The organism is Dietzia aerolata (assembly GCF_014144865.1).
Classification (GTDB): Bacteria; Actinomycetota; Actinomycetes; order Mycobacteriales; family Mycobacteriaceae; genus Dietzia; species Dietzia aerolata.
On the sequence record NZ_JAALDM010000117.1, the window covers coordinates 22136 to 37547 of the forward strand.

Consider the following 15412-nt stretch of genomic DNA (forward strand, 5'->3'; position numbering starts at 1 on the left):
ATGACCCGCCCCCTCTCCCCCTCACCAGCCCGGCGTCTCACCTCCGCCGTGGCGGCGGCCGTGACCGCCGCCGCCACGGTGACCGTCGTCAGCACCCTCGGTGCTGGCACGGCCAACGCCGGACCCTGCAGCGAGATGTTCGGCAACTTCGGCTCGCTGCTCGAGCACCGGACCGGGGCCGGCATGGCCACCGGCTCCCTGGGGTCCCTCGGCTCCTCCGGGGATTCCGGTTCCCTGGGCTCGGTGTCCGGATCGCTGGGCTCGGCCGATCGCTCGGGATCTCTGATACAGGAGCTCGAGACCGGGTCCCTCGGCAACGGGCTCTCCGGGTCGCTCGATCCGATGATCGGCTCCGTGTACGGGATGCCACCGTGGATCACCGGCGAGGAGGGCACCGTGCCCGTCCTGCGCGGCCCCACCCAGTTCCTGCAGCTGGTCACCGGCCCCACCAGCCCCACGGAGTCGATCGCCAGGTTCGGCGTCGCGGGCACCGACCTGGGCATCATGTGGGACAACGGCAATACCGCCGACCCCGAGATCCTCCTGGCCTTCGGCGACACCATGGGCGACTGCAGCATCCCGGGGAACCAGTGGCGCTCCAACGTCCTGTTCCGCTCCGGCGACGCTGATCTCACCGACGGCATCACCATCGACTCGGCCGCGATGGACTCCGACAACCTCGCCAAGTCGATCATCCCCCGCATCGACCAGCCCGGCGAGGTGACGATCATCCCCACCGCGGGCATCTCCGTCAACGGGGTCCAGTACCTGCGCTACATGTCCGTGGCGCGCTGGGGCCAGCCCGGATCGTGGACCACCAACTACTCCGGGATGGCCTACTCCACCGACAACGGGGAGAACTGGACCCCGGTCCCCGAGCTCGCCCGGCCGATCACCGATGCGGTCCCGGTCGGCGACGGCGCACCCGGCGTCGACAGCGACTGGAAGCGCGCCCAGATGAGCTCGTTCGTCAAGGGCAACGACGACGATGGCGACTACCTGTACGAGTACCTGACGCCGTCGGGCCGTCAGGGTGCGGCCATCGTGGCCCGCGTCGCGATGGCCGACTCCCCGACCACCGACGAACTGGACGACGAGAACGTCGCCGACGACGTGCTCCTGTCCGGGGTTCTCGACCCGGCTGGCTACGAGTACTGGGATGGTGACGCCGGGAAGTGGGTCTCCGATATCGAGGACGCCACGACCGTGATCTCGGCGCCCGCGAGTGAGCTGTCGACGATGTGGAACGAGCATCTGGGCAAGTACGTCGCCATGTACTCCCGCGGCTTTGACTCCATCGTCGTGCGCACCGCCGACAGCCCCGAGGGACCGTGGAGCCCCACCACCACGTTGATCGACTACTCCATGCTGCCCGGCGTCTACGGAGGGTTCATGCATCCGTGGGCGCAGGAAGGCGACCTGTACTACCTGGTCACCACCTGGAACGCCTACAACGTGTTCCTGGTGCGCACCGACCTGGATTCGCTCTTCCCGGCGTCCTCCGCCCTGCGACGAGCCTCCGACGACGTTCCCGCCGAGACCGAGGTGGTGCGACAGGTGCCGATCTCCGAGCTCGAGAACGGAATCGTCCCCACCGAATGACACCCTGAAAGACAACTGGAGGCCCGGCATGACGCCGGGCCTCCAGTTGTTTGTTGCTGTGTGCGGGCGTCAGTCGCCGACTGCGGCTACGCCTACGGTCACGACCGCGAGGCGCCGCACCGTGCGCGCTCCCACTGCCGGGTTTCCTCTCGGTCCGCGCGCTGGAGGATCTCCGCATACTCGGTGCGGGCAGAGGGGTCGTCGGCGATCACCTCGGCCATCATCAGGGAGAATTCGTGCTCCGGGTCGTCCTCCGCGATGACCGACAATTCGACGGGCCGGGCGGGGTCGCACCAGTGGAACAGCGGTCGAACGCTGGTCGTGTCGCGCACCCATCCCGCGTCGCGGAGCATTCGCAGCGCTGAGTCCTCCCCCGTCTCATCGCGGACGGTGACCTGCAGGTCGATGATGTCCGGCGCATCGAGGTCTCCCACGGAGGTCGGTCCGACGTGGTCGATCCGTACCGCGACCTCACCGAGGATGTGCCGCACTCGCGCTGTCGCCCTCTCCGCCTCCGCCGCCCACTCGGGACGGAACGGGACGACCGTCCGGTCTCCGATCACCGGGGTCGCGGTCCGCAGGTTGTGCTCGAACGGAACCAACCGGGACTCGACCAGGGCGCGCGTGGCCTCCACGACGGCTTCGCGCTCCCCCGAGTTGTCGATGAGAACGTCCGCGACAGCCCTGCGTTGCTCGTCGGTCGCCTGCCGCGACATCCGTGCGCGGGCATCATCCTCCGGCATTCCGCGCTGCCCCACCAGTCGCTCCAGTCGGATGTCCGCCGGCGTGTCGACGACGACGACGAGGTGGTAGCCCGGCGTCAGCCCGCCCTCCACGAGAAGCGGCATATCGTGCACGACGATCGCGTCCTGTGGCGCGGCGGTGAACAGTTCTGCGGTGCGCTGACCGATCAGTGGATGTGTGATCGCATTGAGAGCGGCCGTGCGGTCGGCGTCCACGAACGCCAGCGAGGCGAGAGCCGCCCTGTCCAGCGACCCGTCTTGTCCGAGGATCCCTTCCCCGAACTCCGCGACCAACATCGCGAGGCCCGGCGATTCCGGCTGCACGACTTCGCGCGCGATTTTGTCGGCATCCACAATCACCGCCCCGGCTTCCTCGAGAACCGCGGTCACCGTTGACTTGCCGGCACCGATACCACCGGTCAGACCCACCATCAGCATGACTGGAGTCTAAGTGACCGCAGGGGTGTACCTTCCAGCGATATTTCTATAAAGTCACACTTATGTCTCGAAAGTCTTTCGCCACAGGCCTACTCGCTGCATTGTCCGTCGCCTCTATGTCGACCGCACTGATCGCACCCGCCACCTCACTTGCTCAATCTTCAGGGTCCGCAGGGTCACTGGGATCGGCGGGCTCCACCGGCTCCCAGAGTGGACCGTGCAACAACTTCCTCGGCAACTTCGCCCCGAACTCCCTGGGGGTGAACATGACCACCGGATCTCTCGCGAACGCCGCGAACTCCGTGGCCGGCACCGCCGCCTCGTCCATACGCGAATTCCCCCGGTGGATCACCAGCGATCAGGGCACGATTCCAGTCCTCAAGGGCGCCACGTCCGTGCTGCAGCTCGTCACCGGCCCCACCAGCCCCGCCAAGACCGATTCGACGTACAACATCTACGGCACCGACCTCGGGATCATGTTCAACCATGGCAATGAAACCATGGTGATGTTCGGCGACACCTTCGGCGACTGCGTGCCGAGCGGCAATGACTGGCGTTCCAACGTCATGCTCACCGCCCAGAGTGGCGTCCCCACCGACGGTTTGAAGATCACGGGCGCACGCCCCAAGGACAACAATGGCTACGCCGCCGCGCTGGTCCAGGGCGCGCACCAGGCCAACGGCGTGGGCGAGGTGACGGTGATCCCCACCGCCGCGATCAGCCTCGGCGACACCATGTACATGCGCGTCATGTCCGTTCGGGACTGGAACGCGCCGGGTGGCTGGAACACCAACTACTCCGCGCTGGTCCGCTCCGAGGACGACGGAACCACCTGGGAGGTACTCACCGACTCGATGCGACGGGTCACCGACTTCAACAAGTGGAACGGATCGGTCGATTTCGTCCCGCCTGCCACGCCCGAGAACCTGCCCCCGGTCGATGCCGATGGCTGGTACGGCATGCAGATGAGCGCGTTCGTCGAACATGACGGCTACCTGTACGAGTACATGACCCCGTCCGGGCGACGCGGCCCCGCCACGATCGCCCGCGTGAAGATCGAGAACGTCGAGGACCCCGACGCCTACGAATGGTTCGCGGGCGGCACGACCTGGGCCGATGAGCCCACCGGTCACGAAATCCTGCCGCGCCCGGTCGAGGAGCTGTCGGTCTCCTACAACGAGCACCTGGGCAAGTTCGTCGCGCTCACCTCGATGGCGTCCGGCGTCGTCTCCATGCGGGTGGCCAACGAGCCGCAGGGCCCCTGGTCCCCGCCCCAGACCCTCGTGGACCGTCGGATGTTCCCCAACGCCTACGCGCCGATGATCCACCCGGCATCGATCACCTCGGACGGTGAGCATCTCTACTACACACTGTCGACGTGGGACGCCTACAACGTCTTCCTTCTGCGTACAGACCTCAGCAAGTTCAACTTCCAGGCCCCCAACTCAGATACGCACACCGTCGTGGAGTCCCGGGTCAAGGTGACCGATGCCGTCGAGGCCGGCGTGATCGACGACGAGGGTGTGATCGACGAGCAGAAGCTCGAAGAGGTCGCCGAGGTCGCCCCTGCAGCAGCCGAGCCGGCTGCGGAGCCAGCGGGACGCTGACCGTAAGTCCGCACGACCAACTACACACCGGCGTCCGGGGATAGCGCCCCGGACGCCGGTGAGTTCGTGCGTCAACCGGGGCCATATGGCTTCTCACGGCGCCTCGGTCAGCGAGGTCGAAGCTGTCCACCACCGTGATCTCCCCGGTGTCCACACATCTATAGCGCGCGACATCGAGCGCCCGGCTACCCGGGAAATAGAGCACGGCCCCGGCCTGCGCTCCACTCGAGGTGGAGCGTGGCCGGGGCCGTTGCACCGTGCTACGAGACGGCTAGCGCCTCATGGCAGCGAGAATCACTCGCCGCCGGCCAGCTTCGCTCGCAGGGCGGCGAGCTGCTCGTCCGATGCCAGCGAACCGCCAGTCGACTCGGCCGGGCTGGCCTCGGCGGCCGGGCGTGCGGCCGGGGCGGACTCCGACGAGTAGTTGGTCGGTGCGGCCTCGGCGGCCTCAGCGGCAGCGGCACGGCCCTTCTCGATCTGAACCGTGTGCATCTTGTGACGACGCTCGGCCTCGGCGTACCGGGCCTCCCACTCCTCACGCTGCTTCTCGAAGCCCTCGAGCCACTCGTTGGTCTCGGGGTCGAAGCCCTCGGGGAAGATGTAGTTGCCGGCCTCGTCGTAGCTGTCGGCCATGCCGTACTTCGACGGGTCGAACTCCTCGGTGTAGTCCTCGTCCGCCTGCTTCAGCGAGAGCGAGATACGACGACGATCGAGGTCGATGTCGATGACCTTGACCATGGCGTCGTCGCCGACCGACACGACCTGGTCCGGGACCTCCACGTGGCGCTCCGCCAGCTCCGAGATGTGCACCAGGCCCTCGATGCCCTCCTCGACGCGAACGAACGCACCGAACGGGACGAGCTTGGTGACCTTGCCCGGGACGATCTGGCCGATCGCGTGGGTCCGGGCGAAGTGCCGCCACGGATCCTCCTGGGTGGCCTTCAGCGAGAGCGAGACGCGCTCGCGATCCAGGTCGACGTCGAGGACCTCGACGGTGACCTCCTGGCCCACCTCGACGACCTCGGACGGGTGGTCGATGTGCTTCCAGGACAGCTCGGAGACGTGGACGAGGCCGTCGACGCCGCCGAGGTCCACGAACGCACCGAAGTTGACGATCGAGGACACGACGCCCTTGCGGACTTGGCCCTTCTGCAGCTGGTGCAGGAACTCGGAACGGACCTCGGACTGGGTCTGCTCGAGCCACGCACGGCGCGAGAGCACGACGTTGTTGCGGTTCTTGTCCAGCTCGATGATCTTGGCCTCGAGCTCCTTGCCCACGTAGGGCAGCAGGTCGCGGACGCGGCGCATCTCCACCAGCGATGCCGGGAGGAAGCCACGGAGGCCGATGTCGAGGATGAGGCCGCCCTTGACGACCTCGATGACGGTGCCCTTGACGGCCTCGTCCTTCTCCTTGAGCTCCTCGATGGTGCCCCAGGCGCGCTCGTACTGGGCGCGCTTCTTGGACAGGATCAGACGGCCGTCCTTGTCCTCCTTGGTGAGGACGAGGGCCTCGACCTCGTCGCCCACCTCGACGACCTCACCCGGGTCGACATCGTGCTTGATGGACAGCTCGCGGGAGGGGATCACACCCTCGGTCTTGTAGCCGATGTCGAGCAGAACCTCGTCGCGGTCGACCTTGACGATCGTGCCCTCGACGATGTCACCATCATTGAAGTACTTGATCGTGGCGTCGATTGCGGCGAGGAAGTCCTCAGCAGAGCCGATGTCATTGACGGCTACCTGCGGGGACGTGGTGTTGGTGGTCATAGGGTGGGATGCTCCGAGGTGGATAGGAATCGTAGGTGGACGGGAAAACGCGGGCGTGTACGCACGCGACCGTCAACTGTACGCTTCCAGCGTGACGTCCACAAACCCCCCTGGACATGGAGAGTCTGTCCGCGCGTCCCGAACGTGGTGGGATTCGGAAGCTGACGATTATCACGAGACCCATGGGGACTTTCTCGGCGCCCGGTCCCCTGACGGCGAGTTCGTATGGTGCCCCGAGGGTCTTCACGAAGGTGACTGGCACCTTTTGGGCGACGTGAACGGCCTCGACGTGCTGGAAATAGGGTGCGGGTCGGCACCGTGTTCACGCTGGCTGGCCGGCCGTGGCGCCCGGTCCGTAGCCCTTGACCTCTCCTCCGGCATGCTCCGCGTGGGCGCCGAGGCCGCCGCCCAATCGACGGGCCCGGCTGCGGAAGTTCCACTGATCCAGGCCGACGCGGGCCGTCTGCCATTTGCCGACAATAGCTTCGACGTCGCCTTTTCCGCCTTCGGCGCAATCCCGTTCGTCGCGGATTCGGCCGGAGTGATGACAGAGGCCGCACGGGTCATCCGCCCCGGCGGCCGCTTCGTTTTCTCGGTCAATCATCCGATGCGGTGGATTTTCCGCGATGATCCCGGGGTGGAGGGCCTGGTCGCGGTGTTCCCGTACTTCGACCGATCTCCATACGCCGAGTACGGCGACGGCAGCGAGCTCACCTACGTCGAACACCACCGGACGGTCGGCGACCGCATCCGGGAGCTCGTCGCCGCCGGTTTTCTCGTGCAGGACCTCATCGAGCCCGAATGGCCGGAGTGGCTCGAGCGCGAGTGGGGACAGTGGAGTCCTCTGCGTGGGGAGATCTTCCCCGGCACCGCGATCTTCGTCGCCACTCTCCCCTGACCCGACCCCACCCCGGCGATGCACCGGAATGGGGTCGTGCGGAGACTGTCTAGAGGATCTTCGACAGGAAATCCCGGGTCCGCTGATGCGTCGGAGCCCCCAGGACCTGATCCGGCTGACCCGCCTCGACGACCACTCCGTTGTCCATGAAGGCAACAGCGTCTGCGACCTCCCGGGCGAATCCCATCTCGTGGGTGACCACGACCATCGTCATTCCAGCCTCGGCGAGGTCTCGCATCACCGAGAGCACCTCCCCGACCAGTTCCGGGTCGAGCGCGGACGTGGGCTCGTCGAACAACATCAGCTTCGGTTCCATCGCCAATGCTCGCGCAATAGCCACACGCTGCTGTTGGCCGCCCGAGAGTTGCGCCGGGTACGCGTCAACCTTCGCCGACAGTCCGACCTTCTCCAGCAGCGTTCGGCCTCGCTTCGTGGCCTCGGCCCGGGACTCGCCCTTCACCAGGATCGGCGCCTCGATGACGTTCTCGAGTGCGGTGCGATGCGGGAAGAGGTTGAAGTGCTGGAACACCATCCCGATGTCCCGGCGCTGCCGGGCGGCCTGCTTCGGCGAGATCTCGTAGAGCTTGTCGCCCTTCTGGCGGTAGCCCACCAATTCACCGTCGACGTACAACCTGCCGGCATTCACCTTTTCCAGGTGGTTGATGCAGCGCAGGAACGTCGACTTGCCCGATCCGGACGGCCCGACGAGGCACAGCACCTCACCGGAACCTACTTCGAGGTCGATGCCCTTGAGCACCTGCAGGGACCCGAAGTTCTTGCAGACCTGATCTGCCTTGATCATCGGCGTCATGGTTTCCCTCCGGTCGGGTCGGTGGGCCCGGTCTGTTCGACGGCGGCGAGGCCCGACGGGGTCAGACCGTCCGCGTCGGCGAGAGCCGCCAACTGCTTGCCGGTCAGTTGTCTGGTGGCGCCGCGGGAGAAGCGCTTCTCGAGGAAGTGCTGACCCACCATCAGGACGCTGGTGATGACCAGGTACCAGGTGGCCGCCACGAGTAGCAGCGGGATGGGTTCGAAATTAACTCCCGAAATATCGCGAGCCTGTCCGTAGAGCTCGCCGGAGAACGGGATCGCCACCACGAGCGAGGTCGTCTTGAGCATGGAGATGAACTCGTTGCCGGTGGGCGGGATGATGACCCGCATCGCCTGCGGCAGGATGGTCCGACGCATGGTCTGCCCCCACGTCATCCCGAGCGCAGTCGATGCTTCGGCCTGCCCTTCGGGCACCGACGAGATGCCCGCGCGCACGATCTCCGCCATGTAGGCGGCCTCGTTCATCGCCAGGCCCACCACGGCAAGCCAGAACGCTGAGTAGAGGACCATGGTGTCGTCGAACCGGATGAACTGGATATCGGTGAAGGGGATTCCGAACTGGACCTGCCGATAGATGGTGAAGACCAGTCCCCAGAAGAGCAACTGGACGTAGACCGGCGTCCCTCGAAAGATCCAGAGGTAGACCCAGGCAACCGACTTGAGGACCGGGTTGCTGCTCATCCTCATGACGGAGAGGATGACGCCGAGAATGACGGCCAAGACCATCGACAGCAGGGTCAGTGCGATGGTGTAGAACGCCGCCGTACCGAAGCGGGTGTCGAACAGGTAACGGCCGTAGGTGCCCCACCCGTAGGCCGGATTGGTAGCGGCACCCCAGATGAACAAGAACACCAGGACGAGGACGACGGCGGCGGAGACCCATCGCCAGGGATGCCGCAGCGGCACCGCCTTGATCGGCTCCGGTGCCGAGGCCTCGGTCGAGGCCTCGGCACCTGTTCCAGTACTGCTCACCGGGCGATCACTTCCGGATCTCGGACTGCGAGATCATCCCGTTCTCGACACCCCAGTTGGTGGCGATGGTCTCGAAGTCACCGGACTCGATGAGCTTGTTCGCGGCGGCCTCGAGGGCGACGGCCAACTCGTTGCCCTTACGCACGGGCCAGCCGTACGGGGCGGAATCAAACACCTCTCCGACGAGCTGCATCTTGCCGTCGGACTGCTTGACCGCATACGCGGAGATCGGCGAGTCCGCCGACATCGCGTCGACCTTGCCCAACGCCACGGCTGTAGAGGCTTCGTCCTGGGTGTCGAACTGGACCTTCTCGATCGGCGGCTTACCCGCCGCCACGCAGGCCTCGCTACGCGCGGGCACATCCTCCTGATCGGAGACGGTCGTGCGCTGAACCGCGACGCTCAGCCCGCAGGCGTCATCGGGGTCCACGTCGCTGCCCGCCGCGGCGGCCCACTGGATGCCGGCCTCGAAGTAGGTCACGAAGTCGACGGTCTCGAGCCGCTCCGCATTAACCGTGAACGAGGAGGCGCCCATGTCCATGGTGCCGCCCTCGATCGCCGGGATGATCTTCTCGAAGTCCGACTCGCGGAAGTCGGCCTCCAGCCCCATCACCGCGGCGACGGCGTCCATCACGTCGATGTCGAATCCGACGATCTCGCCGTTCTCGTTCTTGAACTCGTTGGGCGCGTACGGCGTGTTCGTCCCGATCACGATCACCCCGCGCTCGCGCAGTTCCGCGGGGACGAGCTCAGCGATCTCGTCGTCTACCTCGACCGTCACCTCTTCACGGGACTCGGTGGCTTCCTCGGTCCCTTCGGTGTTGGTGGTGCAACCGGCGAGCACAAGAGCTGCGGTGGCGGACATGGCCAGGGCGGCACGAACACCGCGCCGTGAAGAAAAGGTCATGGCAGGGCCTTTCAGGCGTAGTTAGCCGAATCTGCAATGAACCTAGGGCATGCGGGGACCCCGACAAAACGAACTGGCCGTATCGACCCGGTGTCCGCCGAGTTAATTGCTCCGGACCCGGTCAGTGCGCGGCCGAGTCCCAGTCGGGTCCGATGCCGGTCGACACGTCAAGTGGCACGTCGAGTTCGATCGCCGAGTACATGTGGTCGACCACCAGGTCGCGCACTTCATCCAGCTCCCCCTCAGCGATTTCCACGACGAGCTCGTCATGCACCTGCAGCAGGAGTCGGCTGGTCAGCCCGCGCTCAGTCAGATCGGCGTCAACCTTCAGCATGGCTGCCTTGATGATGTCGGCAGCGGTCCCCTGGATCGGCGCGTTGAGCGCGGCCCGCTCCGCGTTCTCCCGCTTAAGCCGGTTGTCCGAGTTGAGCTCCGGCAGGTAGCGGCGCCGACCGAACAGCGTCTCGGTGTACCCGTCCCGACGCGCCTGCTCGACCACGGCCTGAAGGTAGTCGCGCACCCCGCCGAACCGGGCGAAGTAGGCGTCCATCTGTTCGCGTGCCTCACCCTGGCTGATCCCGAGCTGTGCGGCCAGACCGAATGCGCTGAGCCCGTAGGCCAGCCCGTAGCTCATGGCCTTGACCCGGCGCCTCAGCTCCGGGGTGACCTCGTCGATCGGCACTCCGAACGCCCGCGACCCCACGAACGAATGCAGATCCTCGCCCGTCCGGAACGCCTCTATGAGCCCCTCGTCGCCGGACAGGTGCGCCATCACGCGCATCTCGATCTGGCTGTAGTCGGCGGTGAGGAGGCAGTCATAGCCCTCACCCACGATGAACGCCTTGCGGATGCGTCGACCGTCCTCGGTTCGGACGGGGATGTTCTGCAAGTTCGGATCGGTCGAGGACAGTCGCCCGGTGGCGGCGACGGTCTGGTTGAAGGTGGTGTGGATACGGCGATCGTCGCCGATCGTCTTGATCAGGCCTTCGACCGTCGTGCGCATCTTGGTGGTTTCGCGATGCAGCAGCAGCGCCTCAAGGAATGCGCGCCCCGGGGTCTCCCCGGTCTCCTTGGACAGCAGATCCTCGAGCGCCTTGGCGTCGGTCGTGTAGCCGGTCTTGGTCTTCTTGGTCTTCGGCATCCCGAGGGTTTCGAACAGTACGACCTGCAACTGCTTGGGCGAGCCGAGGTTGATCTGCTCGCCGCCGATTGCCGCATAGGCGGCGTCCTGCGCCTGCCGACCTCGGTCGGCGAACCCGTCGCGCAGGTCGTCCAGCGCGGCACCGTCAACGGCGATCCCGCGCTCCTCCATGCGCGCCAGCACCGGCACGAGCGGGAGTTCCATCTCGGCGAGCAGTCCGGCTCCGTGAACCTGATCGAGTTCCACGTCGAGACGGTCGGCGAGGTCCAGTACGGCCCGGGCTCGGGTCGCGGCGGCGTCGGCGTTCTTCTGCTCGGCTGCGGCATCGTCCTCCTCGTCGAGCAACGAGAGCTGCTTCTCCCCCGACTCGACCTCGGGCAGTTCCCGCTGGAGATGTCGTTGGTACAGCTCGGACAGTCCGTAACTGCGCTGCCCGGGGCGGACCAGGTAGGCGGCGAGCGCCACGTCCATGGTGACCCCGCCGAGGGTGAGGTCACGGCCGGAGAGAGCGTGGGTGGCGGCCTTGGCATCGTGGAGGGCCTTGGTCACCGCGTCATCGGCCAGCCACGCCGTCAGTGCCTGCTCGTCGTCGGGCCCGATCGAGCCCAGGTCGATGTGGCCCGAGGCGCCGCCGGAGGCGGCGATGGTGATGGTCTGCGCGTCACCCCGGGCGGGGCCGGAGGGTCCGACGACGACGACGCCGTGCCGTTTCCCCGCCGGCGCATGGGCGGCCAGCCAATCGGAGACCTCACCTGCGTGCAGGACGGAGGCCTGCTCGAGCTCGGATTCCACAACAGGCTCGGCCGCGCCCTGCGGGAGGAATGCACCGAGGAAGCGATCGCGGGCCTGCGGGCCGAACTCCAGACGGTCGAACAACGCGTTGACGTCAGCACGCTCGGGGATATTGCGGATCAGGTCGGCTAGCGTGACTCCCAGGTCCAGGTCGCGCGTCAGTTCGGTGATGCGCCGGTTGAGCTGAACCTGCGGCAGGTGCTCTCGGAAGCTCTCGCCGACCTTGCCCTTGACCTCGTCCGCGTGGGCGATGAGCTCGGACAGCGATCCGTACTGCGTGATCCACTTCGCGGCGGTCTTGTCACCGACCTTGGGCACGCCCGGCAGGTTGTCGGAGGTGTCCCCGCGCAGTGCGGCGACGTCCGGGTACTGCGTGGGCGTGACGCCGTACTTCGCCTCGACGGCGTCCGGGGTGTAGCGGGCCAGCTCCGAGACTCCCTTGACCGGGTAGAGAACGGTGACCGAGTCGGTGACGAGTTGCAGTGCATCCCGGTCACCGGTGCAGATGAACGTGCTCGACTCCGGCTCCGAGTCAGACGTCTGTGTCGCTAGGGTCGCGATGATGTCGTCCGCCTCATGTCCTTCGAGCGAGAGCGTCCGCACACCGAGCGCTACGAGCGCCTCCTGGATGAGCTCGACCTGCCCCTTGAACTCCTCGGGCGCCGCCGATCGAGTGGACTTGTACTCCGGGTACTCGGCCGTGCGGTGGAGCGTCGCACGCGACACGTCGAAGGCGACCGCCAGGTGGGTGGGCTTTTCCTCCGTGACGAGGTTCGCGACCATCGACAGGAAACCGTAGACCGCGTTGGTGTGCTGCCCTGACGCGGTGGAGAAGTTCTCTGCCGGCAGCGCGTAGAACGCGCGGAACGCCAATGAATGCCCGTCCAGCAGCAGGAGTCGGGCCGGCCCGTCCTCCGCACCCGGTGCGGGGCTGCCGCTCGTTGCTTCCAGCTCTGCTGCAGGATCAGTCCGATCACCGGACGTCGTTCCTGCGTCTACTGTCTCTGCGTCCACGGTCTCACTCGAGGTACTCACACAGCCACTCTAGGGCGGGCATCCGACAGGCGTTCACGGGTCGTCGGTTAGACTTTCTCACCAGCGGTTCGCCGCGCGCCCCCGTAGCCCAATTGGCAGAGGCAACGGATTCAAAACCCGTCCAGTGTCGGTTCGAGTCCGACCGGGGGCACCCGACGTCACAAGACATCCAGTCAGCAGATCGCTGAACTCCCTGTGTGCCCCCGGTCCGGCAGGGCGGCACCGCCCCACGACAACAGCCGCCTTCCCGCCCCGCTTATGCGGGAGGGACAGGCGGCTGTTGACTGTCTGCTCGATCTGTCGGCTCTGCCGGCCGCGTGCGGCGTCAGGCCTTGAGGTCGGCGGCGAGGTTGGACAGCAACTCGTGCTGGATCTTCTTCAGACCGCCGGGGGCGAAAGTGCGCTCGAAGAATCCGCCGACTCCTGTAGCGCCTTCCCATGAGGTGGTCATCTCGACCAGCGAGCCGCCGGTCGCCTCACGGACGGTGTAGGTGGTGGCCATGGTGGAGTTGGCGTCCTTCTCCACCAGCGACCAGTGCCCGGACGCCTGCTCGACGGTCACGCTCACCTTGACGTCGCGGCTGCGCTTCTTCGTCGCCTGGAGATGCCACGCGGCGACAGTGCCCTCGCCCTGGCCGCCCTCGATGAGCCGGTAGGCACTGAACTGCTCCGGCTGGATCCGCGGGCGCACCCCCGCGTAATCGGCGATCGCCGCGGTCACGGCCTCGACTGGCGCCTCGATGACGGTGGTGTTGGTGGCGGTGACCCTAGCCATGGTGTTCTGGTCCTCCTCGGCACGTCCGATCGGCGTTCGCCCGGCGGTCACCGGGCGTGCGCCCACGGGGCGGGCGCGTCGGACGTGTCCATCCTGCCCGACTGCCCGCCTCCGTGTGCGCGACAGCATCCGCAACCGCGGTTAGTGGCCGCGGCGAATCCACTCCTCCAGGTGCGGGGACTCGTCTCCGACCTTGGTGCCGTCACCGTGACCGGTGTGTACCAGGGTCTCGGCGGGCAGGGTGAGGATCCGATCACGGATCGAGGTGATGATCGTCGGGAAATCCGAGTACGAACGGCCGGTGGCGCCGGGCCCGCCGGAGAACAGGGTGTCGCCGGAGAACAACACCCCCGCCTCGGGGACGTGGAACACGCACGAACCCGGCGAGTGCCCGGGAGTGTTCATCACGTCGATACGGGTTCCCGCGATCTCCAACTTCTGCCCGTCCGACAGGTCACCGTGCGTGACCTCCGGGTGGGTCTCGTCCCACAGCATCTGATCACCTGGATGCACCAGGATCGGGGCGTCGAGTTTCTCGGAAAGCTCTGGCGCGACCGTGATGTGGTCATTGTGGGCATGGGAACACAGGATGCCCTTCACCGTGCGTCCTGCCACCGCGTCGATGACGGGCTGGGCGGTGTGGGCGGCATCGATCACGAACACCTCGGAGTCGTCACCGAGTATCCAGATGTTGTTGTCCACCTCCCACTCGCCGCCGTCGAGCGCGAAAATTCCGCTGGTGACAACCTTCTCGATACGAAGTCCGCCGCTGTATCCGGCGCTGGTGTAGGTCTCGTTCACAACGTCACCACCGATCGCAGAACAGAGCCTGCCTTCATCGCATCGAAGGCCTGCTCAACGGCATCGATCCCGATCCGCTCGGACACGAACTTCTCCAACGGGAGCCGGCCCTGCAGGTGCAGGTCGACGAGCATCGGGAAGTCACGCTCCGGCAAACAATCGCCGTACCAGGACGACTTGAGCGAACCACCACGACCGAAGAAGTCCAGCAGCGGCAACTCCAGCCGCATCTCCGGCGTCGGAACACCCACCAGAACAACCGTGCCCGCAAGATCACGGGCATAGAAGGCCTGCTCGTACGTCTCCGGTCGACCAACCGCATCGATCACCACGTCCGCGCCAAAACCGCCCGTGAGTTCCTGAATCGCCGCAACGGGGTCGGTGCCCTTCGAATTGACCGTATGGGTGGCACCGAAGTCCTTTGCCCACTCGAGCTTGGTGTCATCGACATCAACGGCCACGATGGTCGAAGCACCGGCCAGGCGAGCACCGACAATCGCGGCCACACCCACACCACCACACCCGATGACGGCAACGGACTGACCACGGCTCACCCCACCGGTATTAACGGCCGCGCCGATCCCGGCCATCACCCCACAACCGAGCAGCCCGGCCACAGCCGGATCAGCAGCCGGATCAACCTTGGTGCACTGACCCTCGTGCACCAGGGTCTTGTCGATGAACGCCCCGATACCCAGCGCCGGCGTCAACTCGGTGCCATCGGTCAGCGTCATCTTCTGAGACGCATTGTGCGTGGCGAAACAGTACTGCTGCTCCCCCCGCTTGCAGGCGCGGCACTCCCCGCACACCGCACGCCAGTTGAGAACGACGAAATCACCCTCCTCGACATGGGTCACCCGCTCACCCACGGTCTCGACGATGCCCGCGGCCTCATGCCCCAGCAGGAACGGGTACTCATCATTGATGCCACCGTCCCGATAGGCCAGATCGGTATGACAGACACCGCACGCCTGCACGCGGACGATGACATCGTTAGGTCCGGGATCAGGGACCACGACGTCGACCAACTCGACCCCGGCCCCCTTGCTTCGGGCGATAACGCCCTTGACGGTCTGCGACATTGATCGCCTCTCCGCTAGATC

Annotated in this window: 12 protein-coding genes and 1 tRNA gene; 4 read left to right on the plus strand and 9 right to left on the minus strand. The window is 66.2% G+C overall.

The window, feature by feature from the left end:
- On the plus strand, positions 1–1602 hold the full coding sequence (locus tag G6016_RS07745; protein ID WP_182632092.1) for a glycoside hydrolase family 183 protein: 1602 nt from the start codon (positions 1–3) through the stop codon (positions 1600–1602).
- Between the two features lie 98 nt (positions 1603–1700).
- On the opposite strand, the gene coaE is transcribed toward G6016_RS07745, so the two are convergent.
- The gene (coaE, locus tag G6016_RS07750) at positions 1701–2783 is read right to left on the minus strand and encodes a dephospho-CoA kinase (RefSeq protein ID WP_182632093.1); all 1083 of its coding nucleotides are present in this window, start codon (positions 2781–2783) and stop codon (positions 1701–1703) included.
- Positions 2784–2845: 62 nt separating this feature from the next.
- Here coaE and G6016_RS07755 point away from each other — a divergent pair, with 62 nt between their 5' ends.
- Entirely contained in the window at positions 2846–4390 is a 1545-nt protein-coding gene (locus tag G6016_RS07755; protein WP_182632094.1) for a glycoside hydrolase family 183 protein, read from the plus strand.
- 294 nt (positions 4391–4684) lie between these two features.
- On the opposite strand, the gene rpsA is transcribed toward G6016_RS07755, so the two are convergent.
- The gene (gene rpsA / locus G6016_RS07760; RefSeq protein WP_182632095.1) at positions 4685–6157 is read right to left on the minus strand and encodes a 30S ribosomal protein S1; all 1473 of its coding nucleotides are present in this window, start codon (positions 6155–6157) and stop codon (positions 4685–4687) included.
- Positions 6158–6233: 76 nt separating this feature from the next.
- On the opposite strand from rpsA, the gene G6016_RS07765 reads away from it, so the two are divergent.
- Positions 6234–7055 carry a class I SAM-dependent methyltransferase gene (locus tag G6016_RS07765; RefSeq protein ID WP_241729942.1) on the plus strand — a complete coding sequence of 274 codons (822 nt, stop codon included), beginning with the start codon at positions 6234–6236 and terminating at the stop codon, positions 7053–7055.
- Between the two features lie 49 nt (positions 7056–7104).
- On the opposite strand, the gene G6016_RS07770 is transcribed toward G6016_RS07765, so the two are convergent.
- The 4 genes from G6016_RS07770 to polA all read right to left on the minus strand — a co-directional run bounded on the left by G6016_RS07770 (position 7105) and on the right by polA (position 12649).
- Complete coding sequence (locus G6016_RS07770; RefSeq protein ID WP_277815126.1) at positions 7105–7866, minus strand: amino acid ABC transporter ATP-binding protein; 762 nt, start codon at positions 7864–7866, stop codon at positions 7105–7107.
- Complete coding sequence (locus G6016_RS07775; protein WP_182632098.1) at positions 7863–8858, minus strand: ABC transporter permease subunit; 996 nt, start codon at positions 8856–8858, stop codon at positions 7863–7865. The genes G6016_RS07770 and G6016_RS07775 overlap by 4 nt, the downstream gene beginning before the upstream one ends.
- 7 nt (positions 8859–8865) lie before the next feature.
- Entirely contained in the window at positions 8866–9765 is a 900-nt protein-coding gene (locus G6016_RS07780; RefSeq protein WP_182632099.1) for an ABC transporter substrate-binding protein, read from the minus strand.
- 121 nt (positions 9766–9886) lie between these two features.
- Positions 9887–12649 (minus strand): DNA polymerase I, encoded by a 2763-nt coding sequence (gene polA / locus G6016_RS07785; protein ID WP_182632121.1) that lies wholly within the window; start codon positions 12647–12649, stop codon positions 9887–9889.
- A 161-nt stretch (positions 12650–12810) separates the two neighbouring features.
- On the opposite strand from polA, the gene G6016_RS07790 reads away from it, so the two are divergent.
- A tRNA-Leu gene (locus G6016_RS07790) sits at positions 12811–12884 on the plus strand.
- 174 nt (positions 12885–13058) lie between these two features.
- On the opposite strand, the gene G6016_RS07795 is transcribed toward G6016_RS07790, so the two are convergent.
- The 3 genes from G6016_RS07795 to G6016_RS07805 form a co-directional block, all read right to left on the minus strand.
- Positions 13059–13508: an SRPBCC family protein gene (locus G6016_RS07795; RefSeq protein WP_182632100.1), complete on the minus strand. Its 450-nt coding sequence runs from the start codon at positions 13506–13508 to the stop codon at positions 13059–13061.
- A 141-nt stretch (positions 13509–13649) separates the two neighbouring features.
- Positions 13650–14309: an MBL fold metallo-hydrolase gene (locus tag G6016_RS07800; protein ID WP_182632101.1), complete on the minus strand. Its 660-nt coding sequence runs from the start codon at positions 14307–14309 to the stop codon at positions 13650–13652.
- The gene (locus G6016_RS07805; protein ID WP_182632102.1) at positions 14306–15391 is read right to left on the minus strand and encodes an S-(hydroxymethyl)mycothiol dehydrogenase; all 1086 of its coding nucleotides are present in this window, start codon (positions 15389–15391) and stop codon (positions 14306–14308) included. Before G6016_RS07805 ends, G6016_RS07800 begins: the two co-directional genes overlap by 4 nt.
- Positions 15392–15412: the final 21 nt, after the last annotated feature.